This window comes from Quyinboa mangrovi (genome assembly GCF_042219825.1).
GTDB lineage: Bacteria > Bacteroidota > Bacteroidia > Bacteroidales > UBA5342 > JBHJHP01.
Window position 1 is genome coordinate 490,534 of sequence record NZ_JBHJHQ010000004.1, and the last position, 15,771, is coordinate 506,304.

Annotated in this window: 13 protein-coding genes; 6 read left to right on the forward strand and 7 right to left on the reverse strand. The window is 39.3% G+C overall.

What is annotated here, in order from left to right; genetic code table 11:
• Window positions 1-17: 17 nt before the first annotated feature.
• Together ACE1ET_RS10765 and ACE1ET_RS10770 are read right to left on the reverse strand one after the other, a co-directional pair.
• On the reverse strand, window positions 18-1,046 hold the full coding sequence (locus ACE1ET_RS10765; protein WP_375728408.1) for a hypothetical protein: 1,029 nt from the start codon (window positions 1,044-1,046) through the stop codon (window positions 18-20).
• Window positions 1,043-3,289, reverse strand: a complete 2,247-nt coding sequence (locus tag ACE1ET_RS10770; protein WP_375728409.1) for a LamG-like jellyroll fold domain-containing protein — start codon at window positions 3,287-3,289, stop codon at window positions 1,043-1,045. The genes ACE1ET_RS10765 and ACE1ET_RS10770 overlap by 4 nt, the downstream gene beginning before the upstream one ends.
• A 248-nt stretch (window positions 3,290-3,537) precedes the next feature.
• On the opposite strand from ACE1ET_RS10770, the gene ACE1ET_RS10775 reads away from it, so the two are divergent.
• Window positions 3,538-5,586, forward strand: a complete 2,049-nt coding sequence (locus ACE1ET_RS10775) for a TonB-dependent receptor plug domain-containing protein (RefSeq protein WP_375728410.1) — start codon at window positions 3,538-3,540, stop codon at window positions 5,584-5,586.
• A 62-nt stretch (window positions 5,587-5,648) separates the two neighbouring features.
• On the opposite strand, the gene ACE1ET_RS10780 is transcribed toward ACE1ET_RS10775, so the two are convergent.
• Together ACE1ET_RS10780 and ACE1ET_RS10785 are read right to left on the reverse strand one after the other, a co-directional pair.
• The gene (locus ACE1ET_RS10780; protein WP_375728411.1) at window positions 5,649-7,301 is read right to left on the reverse strand and encodes an AMP-binding protein; all 1,653 of its coding nucleotides are present in this window, start codon (window positions 7,299-7,301) and stop codon (window positions 5,649-5,651) included.
• Between the two features lie 9 nt (window positions 7,302-7,310).
• The gene (locus ACE1ET_RS10785; RefSeq protein WP_375728412.1) at window positions 7,311-7,877 is read right to left on the reverse strand and encodes a helix-turn-helix domain-containing protein; all 567 of its coding nucleotides are present in this window, start codon (window positions 7,875-7,877) and stop codon (window positions 7,311-7,313) included.
• A 141-nt stretch (window positions 7,878-8,018) separates the two neighbouring features.
• Here ACE1ET_RS10785 and ACE1ET_RS10790 point away from each other — a divergent pair, with 141 nt between their 5' ends.
• From ACE1ET_RS10790 to ACE1ET_RS10800, 3 genes are all read left to right on the forward strand, one after another.
• Window positions 8,019-8,834 carry an aminotransferase class IV gene (locus ACE1ET_RS10790; RefSeq protein WP_375728413.1) on the forward strand — a complete coding sequence of 272 codons (816 nt, stop codon included), beginning with the start codon at window positions 8,019-8,021 and terminating at the stop codon, window positions 8,832-8,834.
• Window positions 8,835-8,982: 148 nt separating this feature from the next.
• The gene (locus ACE1ET_RS10795; RefSeq protein WP_375728414.1) at window positions 8,983-9,657 is read left to right on the forward strand and encodes a tetratricopeptide repeat protein; all 675 of its coding nucleotides are present in this window, start codon (window positions 8,983-8,985) and stop codon (window positions 9,655-9,657) included.
• A gap of 112 nt (window positions 9,658-9,769) precedes the next feature.
• Window positions 9,770-11,539, forward strand: a complete 1,770-nt coding sequence (locus ACE1ET_RS10800; protein ID WP_375728415.1) for a chloride channel protein — start codon at window positions 9,770-9,772, stop codon at window positions 11,537-11,539.
• 53 nt (window positions 11,540-11,592) lie between these two features.
• On the opposite strand, the gene ACE1ET_RS10805 is transcribed toward ACE1ET_RS10800, so the two are convergent.
• On the reverse strand, window positions 11,593-12,066 hold the full coding sequence (locus tag ACE1ET_RS10805; protein ID WP_375728416.1) for a Spy/CpxP family protein refolding chaperone: 474 nt from the start codon (window positions 12,064-12,066) through the stop codon (window positions 11,593-11,595).
• A 57-nt stretch (window positions 12,067-12,123) separates the two neighbouring features.
• On the opposite strand from ACE1ET_RS10805, the gene ACE1ET_RS10810 reads away from it, so the two are divergent.
• A complete protein-coding gene (locus ACE1ET_RS10810) occupies window positions 12,124-12,777 on the forward strand; it encodes an HAD family hydrolase (protein WP_375728417.1) in 654 nt (217 codons plus the stop codon).
• Between the two features lies 1 nt (window position 12,778).
• Here the strand turns inward: ACE1ET_RS10810 and mnmL are convergent, their stop codons facing one another.
• A complete protein-coding gene (gene mnmL / locus ACE1ET_RS10815; protein WP_375728418.1) occupies window positions 12,779-13,768 on the reverse strand; it encodes a tRNA modification radical SAM protein MnmL/YtqA in 990 nt (329 codons plus the stop codon).
• A gap of 60 nt (window positions 13,769-13,828) precedes the next feature.
• Between mnmL and ACE1ET_RS10820 the strand changes: the two genes are divergently transcribed.
• Window positions 13,829-15,328 (forward strand): DUF4301 family protein, encoded by a 1,500-nt coding sequence (locus ACE1ET_RS10820; protein WP_375728419.1) that lies wholly within the window; start codon window positions 13,829-13,831, stop codon window positions 15,326-15,328.
• On the opposite strand, the gene ACE1ET_RS10825 is transcribed toward ACE1ET_RS10820, so the two are convergent.
• Window positions 15,316-15,726 (reverse strand): acyl-CoA thioesterase, encoded by a 411-nt coding sequence (locus ACE1ET_RS10825; RefSeq protein WP_375728420.1) that lies wholly within the window; start codon window positions 15,724-15,726, stop codon window positions 15,316-15,318. The two genes, ACE1ET_RS10820 and ACE1ET_RS10825, sit on opposite strands and share 13 nt — an antisense overlap.
• Window positions 15,727-15,771 lie beyond the last annotated feature (45 nt).

A 15,771-nucleotide genomic window follows, 5' to 3' on the forward strand; every position in this document is an offset into this window, starting at 1 on the left:
ATTGTAACTTCTGGCAACTACCAGCTCGTTGGAACACCACCGTCCACAACCAGCATTGCCTGAACCAGTTTTGCGTGATTAATCAGATCCGTTGCAGAACTCACTTCTGATCTGTAGTTGATACCCAAAGGCCAGAAATGCGTGTTATCCCCATGTAATTCCTGCCCTGTCAACTGCTGGCACAAGGCTTTTGCAACCGGTCCCTGCCATACTCCATTAACCATATTGTTCCAGTAGGCATTGGATGTTCCGGATCCAAAATAATGTGCCATTTCATGCATGGTAGTTCCAACCCACATATAAGTTGTATTGGGGCCATAACCTATGCTTCCATGATAGTTGGCCTGTGCAGTGGGAATGCCCGAACTGTAATATACATGTATATTCGCTTTGAATTCGGTATACCGGTTGTAGTAATAACAGGCGCTGTCCAGTGCTTCTTTTATAAGTGCATAATATTCAGGGAACTGGTTTTTGTCAATATCAATTGTATATGTCACATTCCCCATGAGTGTCTGTATCTTTTTAACATCTCCATAAGTTGTTCCCATACAGTTTGTCACATAGGGTCTTACATAATAGGTTGATCCCAGAGTTAAACCCGTGGTAGATGCGTACAGTTTTCCTGCATTGGTCCCGCTACTGAATTTATTATCTTCCACTGTTGGACTTGGGTTTGTTTTTGACCAGCACAGGCCTCGTTCAAGAATTGCACAGCCGCCATCTGTAACATTAAGTTTGCAGATAATTTTATCCAGTTTGTATTCATAATCTGCCGATACCAGTTCTACGGTTGGAACACTAAATGTCCCTTCAGAATACGTCATGCTATCAATCTCCGAAATACTTAGGGCTGTAATATTTCCGTCTTTCAGATGAACCAGGATATTGTTGTTGGCTTCATCAACCTGAACACTGTCGAGGTTTGACAAAGCATAACGCTGCACCGTTTTGTTGATTTTATAAATGTTCAGTGTAAGGTTCTGTGCCGCAACAGAGCCAAGAAACAGAAATATTGTCAATATAATTAAAAGTCCTTTCTTCATTGTTTTGTAAATTTTGCAACGTTTCTACCACATTTTAAAATATATACCCCTTCAGGTAGCCTGCTTATATCAATTCCTGCCTGTGCTTCTTTTGTATCCCGGCTCAAAACCTGCCGGCCGGTAAGGGAAAATATAGTTAAAATGTCTGATTCGGAATTTGTAGCTATTACATGCAGCCTGTCGGTTGCCGGGATTGGATAAACAACCAGATTACTGCTTAATTCGGGTTCATTCAAAGCAGTAGCCCACTGTGCGAATGTTATTTTGCGAATGTCGGAATTTGCAAAGGTGTTATTTGATCCGGAGGTAAAATCAAATATTGTAGAATTATCGTTTGCAGTAAAATGACTGATGGCATCCAATTTCAGGCTGACCACTGAGTTATCATTTTTTACAATTTCAAGATAGCCTGCTTTGGGTAACCGGATCATGTCAGTAATGGTTGTTTCTGCCGTTTTGCTATCATCGATATTGGCAGCATAAGCTTTTTCGAGCATGGTAAGGTTATCGCTGACATTTATTTTTGTTTTTGCTATTTCGTCCTGATCCAGGGCCCTGCTGTAGATACGAAAATCATAAATCAGGGTATTTCTCAGATACACATCTGAAGTATAACAGGAACGACCTAACCAGTTATACAGAGTTCCTGTAATACCGGATTTTATTAGGGTTGTTGTAGGCAGATTTGTGATCTTGTCCTTTGCCACTGCAATACCGTCAATATAAATAGTTCCCGCAGTTCCCTGCTGTGTGAAGGTAAGATTGTGCCAGTTACCTTTCAGCGCATTTTTGCTGTAACCTACATCCTGATTGCCGGATGCTTCGGTATAGTTGCCGGGAGAAATACTCAAACTCTGATCCTTAAGGCTACATATGATGTATCCGTTTGCATAGGACATAGCATCTGCTGTATTGGACAGGTTCCACAGAAAATTACCGTTATTATCAAGTCCGGAATATGAATCATCAATCCTGAAATAAGCTGAAATGGTATATTCATTTAATCGGCTCACTACTTGTCCCATATCACTTCCCATATCAAAATAACCGGTTGAATTTCCAAGACTAAGCACATTAAAAATGCCCGTAGATTCCGTCCCCATGGTGACCACTTTGGCAGTATTTTTAAGTGTTCCGGAAAAGCCTTTTTCAGCAATATCTGTCACAGTGGAACCATCCAGGTTGGAGAAATCGTAACGAACAAGAAGATCACTTTTAAATTCAGTTCCTGAATTCGCCAGAACGGTTGCATTGAATGTTTTGGTTTTGGAGATGGAGCCGAGTTTTACGGTTGCTGTCAACACAACATTGGAATTGAAATAATCCGGGCGGATAACAGTTCCGTCAACGGCAATGACCGTTGGCTGCGATGATGTCCAGGTAACGGTTACACCTTTATCACCAAGTGTTGTTGGTAAGGTAAGGTTACCGGTTACACCCGAAAGGTCTCCCAGGTCAAGTTGATCGTATTGAGCATAAAGTTCGTCCAGTCCTGTCAGCATCAATATCTCCTCATCACTGAGAGCCCTGTTGTAAACTCTGATATCATCAAATATGCCTCTAAAGCCATTTAAATCCTGTGTCCAGCGAGAATAGCCAAAATAATTATCTGTGGTTGTTCCCAACCATGAAGCAATGTTATAGGATAGATTTGATGTCTGTGCCACAGTATTTCCGTTCAGATACATTTTGACAGAGCCTTTTGATCCATCCCAGTTGTAGGTTACGGCTACATGCGCCCAGGACAGAGTCGGGCATTTTTCGGTCGACATAATGTTTAATGCGGTACCGGAAGCCGGTCTGAATCTAAGGTTCATATATCCATCGTCGGAACCATAACTTGGAATAAATGCAATAAAATTATTAGTCCCGTCTGTTCCAGTTCCCCAGTCAAAAAAACGGGTGGCATCCTGTCTTGAGAGCAGCCTTACCCAGGAGGCAAAGGTGAAGGAGGTCATCCCTGCATTGATATTATCCGGAGCCTCGATGTAATCACCATTTTTATTACAGATAACCCCTTTTCCGGTTTTGCCTGTAAAAACGGTTGCACCGCCCTGCATTGTACCATCATTTCCATTGCCTGAGTCATCTGTTATTGTTGATCCGGATATGTTCTCAAACGTATAGCTTAGTATCAGTCCTTCATTTAGATCCTGAGCTTTCGCCAGGTGTTGTATCAACAGAAGTAAAGTAATAACCGACAAGCGGCTTATGAATAAATAATTTAAAGGTTTATATCTCATTCCTCTTGTATGTTGGATTCCATATTAAAACGCCACGAAAATACTAATTTAAGAAGATCGGAAATGGCAGAAAATCGTCATAAATTACTGATTTTTCGATCTGTCAAACGAATTTCAAACATTTTTACTTTAATCCTGTATGATTGAGGAAGCGAATTCATGTTCCGTATTTTTATCATTCTCTTATTTAGAATTCCAACATTTAAGCCTTTTCGTATCTTTGCTGCGCAAATTCAAACAGGTTAATTATGCATTTTAAACATTTACCAACTAAACGCGCGCTGCTATTTAAGAAATGGAGCCGCAAAGCATTTGCAGTTTATAATACACTGCATAAAGAGATAAAAATTGGCGTTTTAAGCGTGAGTGCCTTTTTAACTTTAGGCATGCAGCAAACTTCGGCTCAAACCGATACCATTCGCACCAACGATAAGGTGGATCTGGAAGAAGTGGTTGTGAGTGCCGATGCCACACCTGAACTTCAATCTGAAGTTGCTAGGGTTGTTACCGTAATTACAAAAGACGAGATTCAGGCGTCGCCGGTCAATAGCATTGCCGACCTGCTTGAATTTGCACTTAATGTAGACGTACGGCAACGTGGAGTAAATGGTGTTCAGTCTGATGTAAGCATTCGTGGTGGATCTTACGATCAGGTAATGGTACTGCTGAACGGTGTAAATATCTCTGATCCCCAGACAGGGCACAATATGATGAATCTTCCCATTGACCTGAACCAGGTTGACCGGATTGAAGTATTGCAGGGAGCCGGGGCACGACACCTGGGGGCCAATGCCTTTAGTGGTGCTATCAATATTATTACCGGTTCAGCCAATATGAATAAGATTCAACTTTATGGTTCAGCCGGGGAATACGGATTCTTCGAAGGAAACCTGAGCATAGCGTTTCATAATTCGGCAACACATCATCAGATTGCAGCTGGAGAGAAAGGCAGTGATGGCTATATTAGTAACACCGATTTCAAAAAGAAGAATATTTATTATCATGGTGGCCTTGATCTGGATTTTGGTTCATTCGAATGGCAGGCTGGTTACACGGATAATGGCTTTGGAGCTAACAGTTTTTATACACCGGTTTATCCGGATCAGTATGAAGAAGTGAAAACAAGCGTGGCAAGTCTGAAATTTACCACCGGAACCAAACTGAAGCTTTCACCGGTAGTCTACTACAGAAACTCGCGTGATCGTTTTGAATTGTTCAGAGACAAGCCGGATGTGTATCCGTATAATTTTCATAAAAGCGATGTGTATGGTGCCCGTGTCAACACGACCTATTATTCCAATGTTGGAAAAACTTCTCTTGGTGCTGAGATCCGGAATGAAAATTCACTGAGCAATACACTTGGCAATACCCCCGATACAGTTAAGGTGCCCGGATACGATGCATTTTATTATAAATCGTATCAACGCACGAATTACAGTGTTTTTGCCGAACACCAGTTCCGTACAGGACCACTGTTTGTTACGGCAGCGGTTATGGCGTTTGGTTCAGATGCCTGGAATAACAAGTTTTCGTTTTATCCGGGGCTTGACATTAGCTATGAGCTGCTGAATGGTTTCAGGATTAAAGGTTCTGTAAATCGTTCTTTGCGCATGCCTACATTTACAGACCTGTTTTATAACGGACCAACAAATTTGGGTAATCCTGATCTGAAACCGGAAACTGCCTGGAGTTATGAAGGTGGTTTTAAATACCATAAAAACGGCATTGCTTCGCACATAACTGCATTTTATCGCCAGGGAACCAATCTGATTGACTGGGTTCAGTTGCCCGGAAACGAAAAATATACAACCACCAATTACACTCAGGTCAATACATTTGGTATTGAAACGGCTACCCGTTTAAATATTGCGCAGATGACCGGTTCAAATTGGTTCGTTAAAAGGATGGGAGTGAGCTATTCATACCTGAACTCTGACAAGGTAGAACAGAATTACGATTCCAAATATGTGCTGGATTATTTAAAACATAAATTTACGCTAACGCTGAATCATTCAATCGTAAGTCACCTATTTGCCGAATGGAATGCATCGTGGCAGGACAGGGCAGGGACTTATCAGAAATACCTGGGTAAGGACGCAGAGGGTAATGTGATGTATCAGACAACTTCCTACGATCCGTTTTGGCTGGTCAGTGCCAAGGTTTACTGGCAACATGAATGGTTAAAACTGTTTGTGGAGGCTTCCAATATTTTTGATGCGCAATACATGGATGTGGCTAATGTTATTCAGCCCGGAAGATGGGTAAAGGCAGGTGCTGTTTTCAATATAAGCTATTAAAGACTAAAAGCGGGAGTACGATATTGATCGTGCCCCCGCTAAATAGCCTTATCAGTTGTTAGTTAAATGATCTCTATTCCTTTTTCTTTAAGCATTTCAAGTCCCTGTTCCCCAAGCTTGTATTTCTGAATTTTTCCGCTGGCAGTCATGGGATAACCTGATACAAAAAATACATATTTTGGGATTTTAAATCGCGCAATTTTTCCACGGCAATAATCCATCACATCACTTTCAGTCAGGCTGCTGTTTTCATCCAATATAATGAACGCCCCAACCTGCTCGCCATATTTGGGTGATGGGACACCGGCAACCTGTACATCACGAATTCCTGGCATGCCATAGAGAAACTCTTCTATTTCGCGGGGATAAATATTTTCACCACCCCGGATGATCATATCTTTAATACGACCTGTAATTTTAAAATATCCTTCGTTGGTTTTTAGTCCTAAATCTCCTGAATGCAACCAGCCTTCATTGTCAATAGCTTCTTTAGTTGCTGCTTCGTTGTTGTAATACCCTTTCATAATATTATAGCCTCTACAGCAGACTTCTCCCTGTTCATCAGGAGCACATTCCTCTCCGGTTTCAGGATTAACCACTTTAACTTCTATAGCAGGGAGCTCTTTGCCTACAGTGGATACTCTTGCATCCAACGGATCATCGGTCCGGGTCTGGGTCATAACAGGGGAGCCTTCGGTTAAACCATATGCAATGGTTACCTCATTCATGTGCATTTTCTCCACTACTTTCTTCATCACATCCATCGGGCAGGGCGATCCCGCCATAATTCCGGTTCGTAATGATGAAAGATCAAACATATCAAACATGGGGTGGTTAAGTTCTGCAATAAACATGGTTGGAACTCCGTAAAGTGCCGTGCATTTTTCTTTTTGAACCGATGCCAGAACCATTAATGGATCAAAACTTTCAATAATTGCCAGCGTACCTCCGTGTGACAGCAACGCTAACACGCCCAGTACAATGCCGAAACAATGGAACAGCGGAACCGGCAGACAGAGTATCTCCTCAGAAGTAAATTTTTGACATTCTCCGATGTAATAACCGTTATTCAGAATGTTATGGTGCGTCAGCATGACACCTTTCGGAAAACCTGTTGTCCCTGAGGTGTATTGCATATTAATGACTTCATGACTATTCAGCGAGTTTTTTATAGCATTCAGTTCATCGTTATTTACATGTTCTCCAAGCAATAAAAGTTCGGGTGTATTGTACATTCCCCTGTGTTTCTCCTGACCTATAAATACCACATGTTCGAGTACCGGAAATTTTTGGGATTTGAGCTGACCACGTTCCATAATCTTTAATTCCGGAATCAGTTCATTTACCATGCCAACGTAATCACTGTCGCGCCAGCCGTCAATGAGACAAAGTGCTTTTAAGTCCGCATTTTTTATAAGGTATTCCAGTTCATGTACTTTGTAACTTGTGTTAATGGTTACCAATACGGATCCGATTTTAGCTGTGGCAAATAAAAATGTGAGCCAGTCAGGGACATTGGTTGCCCAGATACCTACATGATCACCTTTTTTAATCCCGATGGTCAGCAAGCCCTTGGCCAGCTTATTTACCCTGTCGTCAAATGTTTTGTAAGAGAACCGGAGATTACGGTCCGGATAGATGATAAAATCCTTATCGGGTGTTTTTTTAACAATATTTTCAAGTGCTGTTCCCAGCGTATGTTCTAGCAAATACATAACAGTAACTTAAAAAGGTGCATAAACTACAGCCAGCAAAATGGCATCTTCATTCCCTGCACTCACATGGTGCTTCACAATTGAATCGTAATAAATTGAATCGCCCTGGTTCAGAACAAAAGTTTCTTTGCCATAATTTACAGAAACACTTCCACTCAGGACATATAAAAATTCTTCACCTTCGTGTGATGAAGAAATAAATTCTTTCGATTCACTGGCTGTTACGTTGATAAGGAAAGGTTCCATATGCCGGCCTGATTTATTTCCTGCCAACGAGAAAAAATCCATTTCTTTTCTTGCACTGATATTGTCATTTGAAAAGCTAATAGATTTTATATGGTCTTCCTTGCGCGAAATAACAGGACCAATACGGTCTTCATCGTCAAGAAAAGTACCTAAACGAACACCTAAAACACGGGCAATTTTAATAAGCGGGCTTAAAGACGGTAAAATTTCATCTGCCTCAATATGTTTTATCTGCTCAACCAACAAGCCTGCCCTTTCTGCAAGGTCTTCTATGCTAAGTCCTTTTATTTTTCTGATCTCATTGATTTTTTCTCCAACGTTGTTCATCATGATAAATTCCTTTTTGTGTTTTTAATGGGGACACCAAATGTAAATAAAAATCATATTCGTCCTGTTTTGCTGTCCTTCAAATCAACTGAAAACAGGTTATTCAGAATCAATTTATATATCTTTGGATATTAATCAAAACATATGTTACGGTATACAGGCCATAAAATTTTCCTAAACGGAAAACTTACTGATATATCTTCCTGTCTGGAAGAATACATGGAAGGACAAAATATTTATGAGGTTATCCGAATTATAGATGGGAAAATTCTCTTTTGGGAAGATCATTTTAATCGCTTAGTGAATTCTCTCAGGGCAAAGGAGGTCAATGCTCCGTTTTCGGAAATCAACTTTCCTGAGTTAATTTCCATACTTATCCGTCAGAATATGTTCCGATATATGAATATCAGGTTAGACGTGTTTATTTCGGAATCCATTAATGTGATAATTGGATTTATTCCATCGTTTTATCCTGAGCCTGCGATTTATAATACCGGGGTAAAAACTGTTACTTTGGAATCAATAAGAGAAGATCCTGCAGTGAAAGTGGTTCATCACGATTTAAAATTGAAAGTGGATCATATCTTGGAAAATCAAAATGTGTACGAAGTGCTTTTGATAAATGAATTAGGTAATCTGACAGAAGGGAGCAGAACCAACCTGTTTTTTATAAAAGGAGAAGAAGTGGTTACACCTGAATCGAAAGATGTATTATCAGGGGTGACCAGGAATAAAGTGATTGAACTTTGCAGGAGAGAGAACATCTGTGTAACGGAGGGTAATATTGGTTATAATGAAATTCACAGATACGACGCATGTTTTATTACCGGTACATCACCAAAGGTTTTGCCGGTAACTTTTATAGATGGAATCGGGTTCAAAGTACGTAACAGTATTTTATTAAAAATAATGAATGCATACAACCTTTTGATCAATAGATCGTTATATAATGTGGAATGATTTTGGCATGGTTGTTGAATAATTTCTGACATAATTATATAAAACAATCTAATTTTAAATGATGACATTGTCGTTTTAACAAAAAAGATTATTTTAGCGGCTTGTAAATTGAAATAACTAAGTGTATAACAAATAAATATAATTGAAAATGAAAAAAATTGGGGTAATATTGACATTTTTGGTCTTTTCACTTGGCATGTTTGCACAGGAGAGTGCAGCTGAACTAAAAAATGCAGGAAACGAGGCTTTAAGGACGAAGCACTATGCGGATGCAGTTACAAAATATGAAGCGTATTTTGCAACCAACGAGGATGGAGTCGCTGACGATAATACAACCTTATATAATCTGGCTAACAGTGCTTTTAAGGCAAAACAATATGATAAAGCTGAAAAGTATTTCAACGAATGCATCACAAAAAATTATAAGCCTGATCTTTCGTTGTATTATATTTCAAAAATATACAGTGACAAAGGTGATCAGGTAAAGGAGATTGAAACGCTTAAAAAGATTTTATCAGATTATCCAAACAGTAAGTATTATTCAAAATTTCGTGATTATGTAGCGAAGTACTACAATATTCAGGCTCAGGATCCTTATAATAAAGCCAATGAAATTGCTGTAACAGCTGCAGGTAGTGGCGATGCAGGAATTTACCTTTCTAAAATGAAAGATGCTCTGGCTTTGTGGGATAAAGCTAAAACTGGTTTTGAGAAAACACTGGAAATCGATCCGAGTAATACCATTGCCAAGAGTGCAATCTCAAATATGAATGATCAGATCAAAGCATACGAAACATATAAGGCAAGCATTCCCAAAAAATAGGCTTGCCGGAAGAGATTAAAAAGAGGTGCAGAAATGTACCTCTTTTTTTGTTTAAATCGTTTTCTTAATCATATTGATTATTGTAACTTCGCAGCCCAAATAATAAATTAAAATGGCTAAAGCGTACATCATCAGATCGCTTCAGAATTTCCGCAGATTATCGACTGAAAATAAATTATACATCATCAGTTTTATTGTAGGGCTATTAAGTGGACTTGCTGCATTTGTTTTAAAGACTACAGTTCATTACACCCATCATTTACTTATTGAACATTTCTCATCAGATAAGGGGAATTATCTGTTGTTACTTTTCCCAATTCTCGGGATCCTTTTAACGGTGTTGTTTATTAAGTATTTTGTGAAGGACAATATAGGGCATGGTGTATCAAAAATTCTATTTGCTATTTCCAATAAAAAAGGGCGTATAAAGCCGCATAATTCCTGGTCTTCTATAATTGCAAGTACGTTTACCATTGGATTTGGAGGATCGGTAGGAGCAGAGGCCCCGATCGTTTTAACCGGAGCTTCACTGGGTTCAAATATCGGTCGTTTTTTTAATCTCGATCACAAATCACTGATCGTTTTGATTGGTTGTGGTTCAGCCGGAGCTATTGCCGGTATCTTTAAGGCGCCGATGGCTGGTATGGTATTCACACTGGAGGTGTTGATGCTGGACCTTACTATGGCTTCGCTTATACCATTGTTGATTTCTGCTGTAACAGCAGCTTCGTTTGCAAACTTTTTAATGGGAGACGAAGTATTATTTAATTTTGAACTTATTGATAGTTTTGAACTCTGGACGATACCTTTTTTTATCTTTCTGGGCGTTTTTTCAGGATTCATCTCGCTCTACTTTTCAAGGGGGGTAATGTTTATTGAATCATGGCTGGATAAATTCAAGACGCAAATGCATCGACTGTTGATTGGAGGGGCTATACTGAGTGTGCTTATCTTCTTCTTTCCTTCTTTATACGGAGAAGGATATACAACAATTCGTTCTTTGCTTCACGGAGAAAGCGGTGCTGTGCTGAATGGCAGTATTTTCACCGGAATTCAGGGAAACTTTTATTTGTTTGCAGTTTACCTTTTATTGATTGTGACATTTAAAGTCGTGGCAACCAGTGTAACAACAGGTGCCGGAGGAGTAGGTGGTATATTTGCACCTTCTTTATTTTTAGGTGGTGTAGCTGGGTTCACCTTTGCGTTTATCTTTGGACATTTCGGGGTTATGCTCCCCGAGAGTAATTTTACGCTTGTTGGCATGGCCGGGATGATGACCGGTGTAATGCATGCTCCGTTAACAGCAATCTTCCTGATTGCGGAGATAACGGACGGCTATGAATTGTTTATCCCCTTAATGATAACGTCTCTGTTTTCATATATCACCATCAAATATTTCGAGTCGCATAGTATATACCACAAGAGGCTGGCGCAACGTGGACAGTTACTGACACACCATAAGGATAAAACTGTTCTGACGTTGATGAAACTGAATAGTGTTATTGAGACAGACTTTGAGAAGGCATACCAGGACTGGACACTTGGAGATATTATAAAGGTTATTTCTTCATCCAAACGTAATATTTATCCTGTGGTTGATCACGAACAGAAGCTGGTTGGAATCGTTCTTCTTGATGATATTCGCAATATCATGTTTCGGCCCGAAAAATATGACGTATTCAAGGTAAAGAAACTGATGATTGTACCACCTGCTGTTATTAGCATAAATCAGACAATGGAGGAGGTGATGAATGTATTTGAAAAGACGGGTGCATGGAATCTGCCGGTAGTGGACGATAATGGTGTTTATCTGGGATTTGTGTCGAAATCAAAAATTTTTAATGCTTACCGAAAAGTTTTGGTTCACTTTTCAGATGAATAAAAAAGCTGCACCTTGCGATGCAGCCTTTTTTGAAATATGAAAAAAACCCTTAATTAATTCGTTCTGTTACCTCTTTGAGGTCTTTCTCCGTTTGGAGGCCCTTGTCTGTTAAATCGTTGCCTTCTTTCTTCCTGTATTTTGTCATACTTGGTTTTTTGTTCGTCCGTTAAAAGCGCTTTGAATTCCGTATCATATTGGGTCATTATTTCACGGAATTTTCCACGTTGTGCCTGACGTTCTTCAGGCGTTGTTGCCTGGTTGCGCATGTCCGTCATTTTCTTGTCGTACTTTTTGTTCAGTTCTTTTGCTTTTGTAACCTGATCTTCAGTCAGGGAGAGATCTTTGGTTAACTGTGTAAGACGTTGCTCCTGACGTTCTGCATACGACATCCTCTGTCTTTGTCCCTGTTGGCCTTGCTGACCTTGCTGACCACCATTACGTTGTCCGCCACCATATTGAGCCATAGATGTTGTTGCAGAAAGAGATAACATGATCACAGCACTTAAAAATAATGTTAGCTTCTTCATTTTTTTAAATTTATTAATTTTACAACGTTTAGACATCCGGGCATTCAATTTTATTCCATGATATTCAAAAATAGTTCTAAAAAAATAAAAGGCATCATATGGGACTGGAATGGTACCTTATTGAATGATGTGGCATATTCTATAGGTTGCATTAATGAACTTCTTGTAAAACGGGACTTGAACCTATTGACAGAGGAGCACTATAAAAAGGTGTTTACTTTTCCTGTTAAAAATTATTACGAGACAATTGGTTTTGATTTTACATCTGAAAAGTGGGAACTGGTTGCGATGGAATATATGGAGACTTACTGGCAGAATATGCATAGGCTTGAGCTCTTTGGTGATGCGGTTTTTGTGTTGAATAAAATGCGGGAACAGAATCTGAAACAGTTTATTGTTTCGGCAATGGAACATAGCAAATTGAATCGCATGATCATGGATTATAAACTTGAGCAGTATTTTGATGTCGTTCTTGGAATAGATGATCATTACGGAGGAGGAAAAGCTCATTTAGGAAATCTTATTCTTGAGCAAAGTGGATTAAGCCCCGACGAAGTGGTCTGGATTGGTGATACTTATCATGATTATGAAGTTGCAGATTCCATAGGTATTAAAACTGTATTTGTGGCCTGCGGGCACCAAAACAAGGAGATTTTATTACAATCAGGATGTACGGTATTCGAGACGTTATCGGATATAAGATTAATGTAACTTAAAAATATCTTCCCTGCCAGGTATCTCTGTCTTTCAGTCTTTTTTCAAGTTTATGCACGAACTCAAAGTTTTTTAGTCCCCATATTTTATTCACCAGCAGTTCTGTTGGCGACTGGCTGATAAAACGTTCAACGATGAACTCAGGATTCAGATACTCCAAAAAATCAATGGCCAGATCAATATATTCATCGGCAGAATAAAATGTGAACCACTCAGGATGTTCTTTATACTGATGAGCCATCTTTGTTCCTTTTATCAACTGGAGTTGGTGTAGTTTTATCGTGTGCAGTGGTAATTTTGATATTCGTTTGGCATGACCCAGAATATCTTCCCGTGATTCCTTAGGCAGACCCAAAATGAGGTGAGCACCCGTATGAATGCCTGCTTTTGAAGTCATATTTATTGCATCAACAGTGTTTTGGTAATTATGCCCCCGGTTTATGAATTCAAGGGTTGAATCCAGTGTTGACTCAATGCCATATTCAACAGTTACATAATATGTGTTTTGAAGTGTATTGAAATAAGTCAGCAGTTCATTTGAGATGCAATCGGGCCGGGTGCCGATAACCAGTCCGATAACTTTCGGGTGATGCAATGCTTCTTCATATTTGGCAACGAGTTTTTCAATAGGCTCATACGTGTTGGTGTAAGCCTGAAAATAGGCAAGGTATTTTTGGGTTTTATACTTGTGATCGAAAAAACGGATACCCTGTTCTATTTGCTCTGTGATTGATCGTTCTTCAGAGCAGTATTCAGGATTAAAACTCTGATTATTACAATATGTACATCCACCGTACCCGGTCTTTCCGTCCCTGTTAGGACAGGTAAAGCCAGCATTGATCGAAACCTTTTGTACCCGTTCTCCAAAATATTTTCTGGAAAATGACGGATAATCATTATATCTTCTATTTCTTTGCGTCAAATTATTCATGCGCTGCAATGATACAAAAAATGTATTTGTCATGCTGCCCAGAGTATAAATAAACATGGCTGCATTTTTTTAAAATGTATCGTATTTAAGTATCTTTACGCAAAATTGAAGAACGAGATGTTTACAGAAAAGGATTTGGAACAGCTAGGAAATAAGGGGATAGAACCGGCTGTTGTAGAAGATCAGGTAGAAACGTTTAAACGTGGTATTCCATTTTTAAATATTAAGGAACCTGCGACCATAGATAATGGCATTTTGTTTTTGAAAAGTACCTCAGAAAAAATTGAGGATTGGGAAAAGGCACTTAAGAAAGGTATTTCTGTAGTTAAATTTGTTCCTGCTTCAGGAGCAGCTTCCAGAATGTTTAAAGATTTGTTTTATTTTCTGAATAAACAGGAGCAATACCCCGAAAGAGAATCCGTGAAGAATTTCTTTAAGAAAGTGGAGGATTTTGCATTCTTTGAAGATCTGTCGGATTACCTGGAAGATATGGATATTGACGATGGGAATTATTTTAAAAAGATGGTATCCCGTCTTCTGGATAAAAGTGGCATGGGATATGGCGTGTTGCCCAAAGGACTACTTAAATTCCATAAATATGAGAATGGAGCCCGCACAGCTTTTGAGGAACATCTGGTTGAAGGTGCCATGTATTCAAAACAGACCAATAAGATTGTAAATCTGCATTTTACAGTGTCTGAGGAGCACATGGTGGCTTTTAATAAGCTGCAGAAAAAGATTCAGCTTCAGTACGAAAAGGAACTGGGAGTGAAGTTTGATATTTCGTATTCAGTTCAGAAACCTTCCACAGATACTGTTGCTGTAAATATGGACAATACCTTATTTCGGAACGAGGATGGTACACTGTTATTCCGTCCGGGGGGACATGGGGCACTGCTCGAAAACCTGAACGAACTGGATGCAGATATCATCTTTATTAAAAATATTGACAATGTGGTTCCGGATCACTTTAAAGAACCAACCATTACATATAAAAAAGCGCTTGCCGGAATTTTAATGGATGTCAGGAATAAGGTGTTCGATTACCTTGAACAATTAAATCAGCCTAATGAAGAACTGATTACAGAGGTTAAAAACTTTATTGAATCAGAACTCTTTTTCAGATTTAGCGACGGATTTGATCAACTGGATTTCAATGCAAAAGTTGACCTGTTGAAACAAAAACTTGACAGACCGATAAGGGTTTGCGGCATGGTTAAAAATGAAGGAGAACCCGGAGGTGGACCATATTGGGTGGTTGATGCCGAAGGAAACCAGTCGTTGCAGATTGCTGAAATGAGTCAGCTGGATGCGGATGATGAAGATGTTAAGAAAATGATTGCCGGAGCAACTCATTTTAATCCGGTTGATTTGATTTGCAGCGTGAAAAAAGCAGATGGTTCAAAATATGATCTCAGGAAATACAAGGATCCTGAAACCGGATTTATTTCTTATAAGTCAAAAGACGGAAAAGATTTGAAAGCGCTGGAATTACCGGGTTTATGGAACGGAGCTATGGCATACTGGAGTACCATTTTTGTGGAAGTTCCGGTAGCAACGTTTAATCCGGTGAAGGAAGTGAACGATTTATTACGTAAGGAGCATCAGCCGGCCTGATGCCCTTGCAATATCTTCTCAATTTTATCAACATTCGATAATTTTCCGTTGACCATAGCTACTCCGGTTACTGTGGCTTTTATAGCACGTTTCATATCAGGCAATCTGAATATTTCCTGCTGAAACAAATATTTTAATCCTTCTTTTTTGAAATTCAGGCACGACAAAAATTTATCACCACTTTTCAGGGGTGCTTGGAATGCCATTTCCAAACGGGCCACAACCATATCGATACCTTCCTCATGCAATTTCATGATGTCAAGTCCAACGGTTTTAATAAACTCATGCCGTGTGTGTTCCAGATAATTCAGATAAATGGAGTTGTTAACTATTCCCTGAAAATCACATTCGTAATCGCGTACAGCTAATTCCAGTTCAAACTGATAACCCTGCTTCATGGATGTTAAAATTAATTCATATTGGAATATAAAAAATCCGGCTGA

Excerpts from the sequence above, each read along its gene's own strand:
- ACE1ET_RS10800 (WP_375728415.1), top strand. The coding sequence starts at position 9,770 with ATGGCTAAAGCGTACATCATCAGATCGCTTCAGAATTTCCGCAGATTA.
- ACE1ET_RS10820 (WP_375728419.1), top strand. The coding sequence starts at position 13,829 with ATGTTTACAGAAAAGGATTTGGAACAGCTAGGAAATAAGGGGATAGAA.
- ACE1ET_RS10785 (WP_375728412.1), bottom strand. The coding sequence starts at position 7,877 with ATGATGAACAACGTTGGAGAAAAAATCAATGAGATCAGAAAAATAAAA.
- ACE1ET_RS10765 (WP_375728408.1), bottom strand. The coding sequence starts at position 1,046 with ATGAAGAAAGGACTTTTAATTATATTGACAATATTTCTGTTTCTTGGC.
- ACE1ET_RS10825 (WP_375728420.1), bottom strand. The coding sequence starts at position 15,726 with ATGAAGCAGGGTTATCAGTTTGAACTGGAATTAGCTGTACGCGATTAC.
- ACE1ET_RS10770 (WP_375728409.1), bottom strand. The coding sequence starts at position 3,289 with ATGAGATATAAACCTTTAAATTATTTATTCATAAGCCGCTTGTCGGTT.
- ACE1ET_RS10795 (WP_375728414.1), top strand. The coding sequence starts at position 8,983 with ATGAAAAAAATTGGGGTAATATTGACATTTTTGGTCTTTTCACTTGGC.
- ACE1ET_RS10780 (WP_375728411.1), bottom strand. The coding sequence starts at position 7,301 with ATGTATTTGCTAGAACATACGCTGGGAACAGCACTTGAAAATATTGTT.
- ACE1ET_RS10805 (WP_375728416.1), bottom strand. The coding sequence starts at position 12,066 with ATGAAGAAGCTAACATTATTTTTAAGTGCTGTGATCATGTTATCTCTT.
- ACE1ET_RS10790 (WP_375728413.1), top strand. The coding sequence starts at position 8,019 with ATGTTACGGTATACAGGCCATAAAATTTTCCTAAACGGAAAACTTACT.
- mnmL (WP_375728418.1), bottom strand. The coding sequence starts at position 13,768 with ATGTTTATTTATACTCTGGGCAGCATGACAAATACATTTTTTGTATCA.
- ACE1ET_RS10775 (WP_375728410.1), top strand. The coding sequence starts at position 3,538 with ATGCATTTTAAACATTTACCAACTAAACGCGCGCTGCTATTTAAGAAA.
- ACE1ET_RS10810 (WP_375728417.1), top strand. The coding sequence starts at position 12,124 with ATGATATTCAAAAATAGTTCTAAAAAAATAAAAGGCATCATATGGGAC.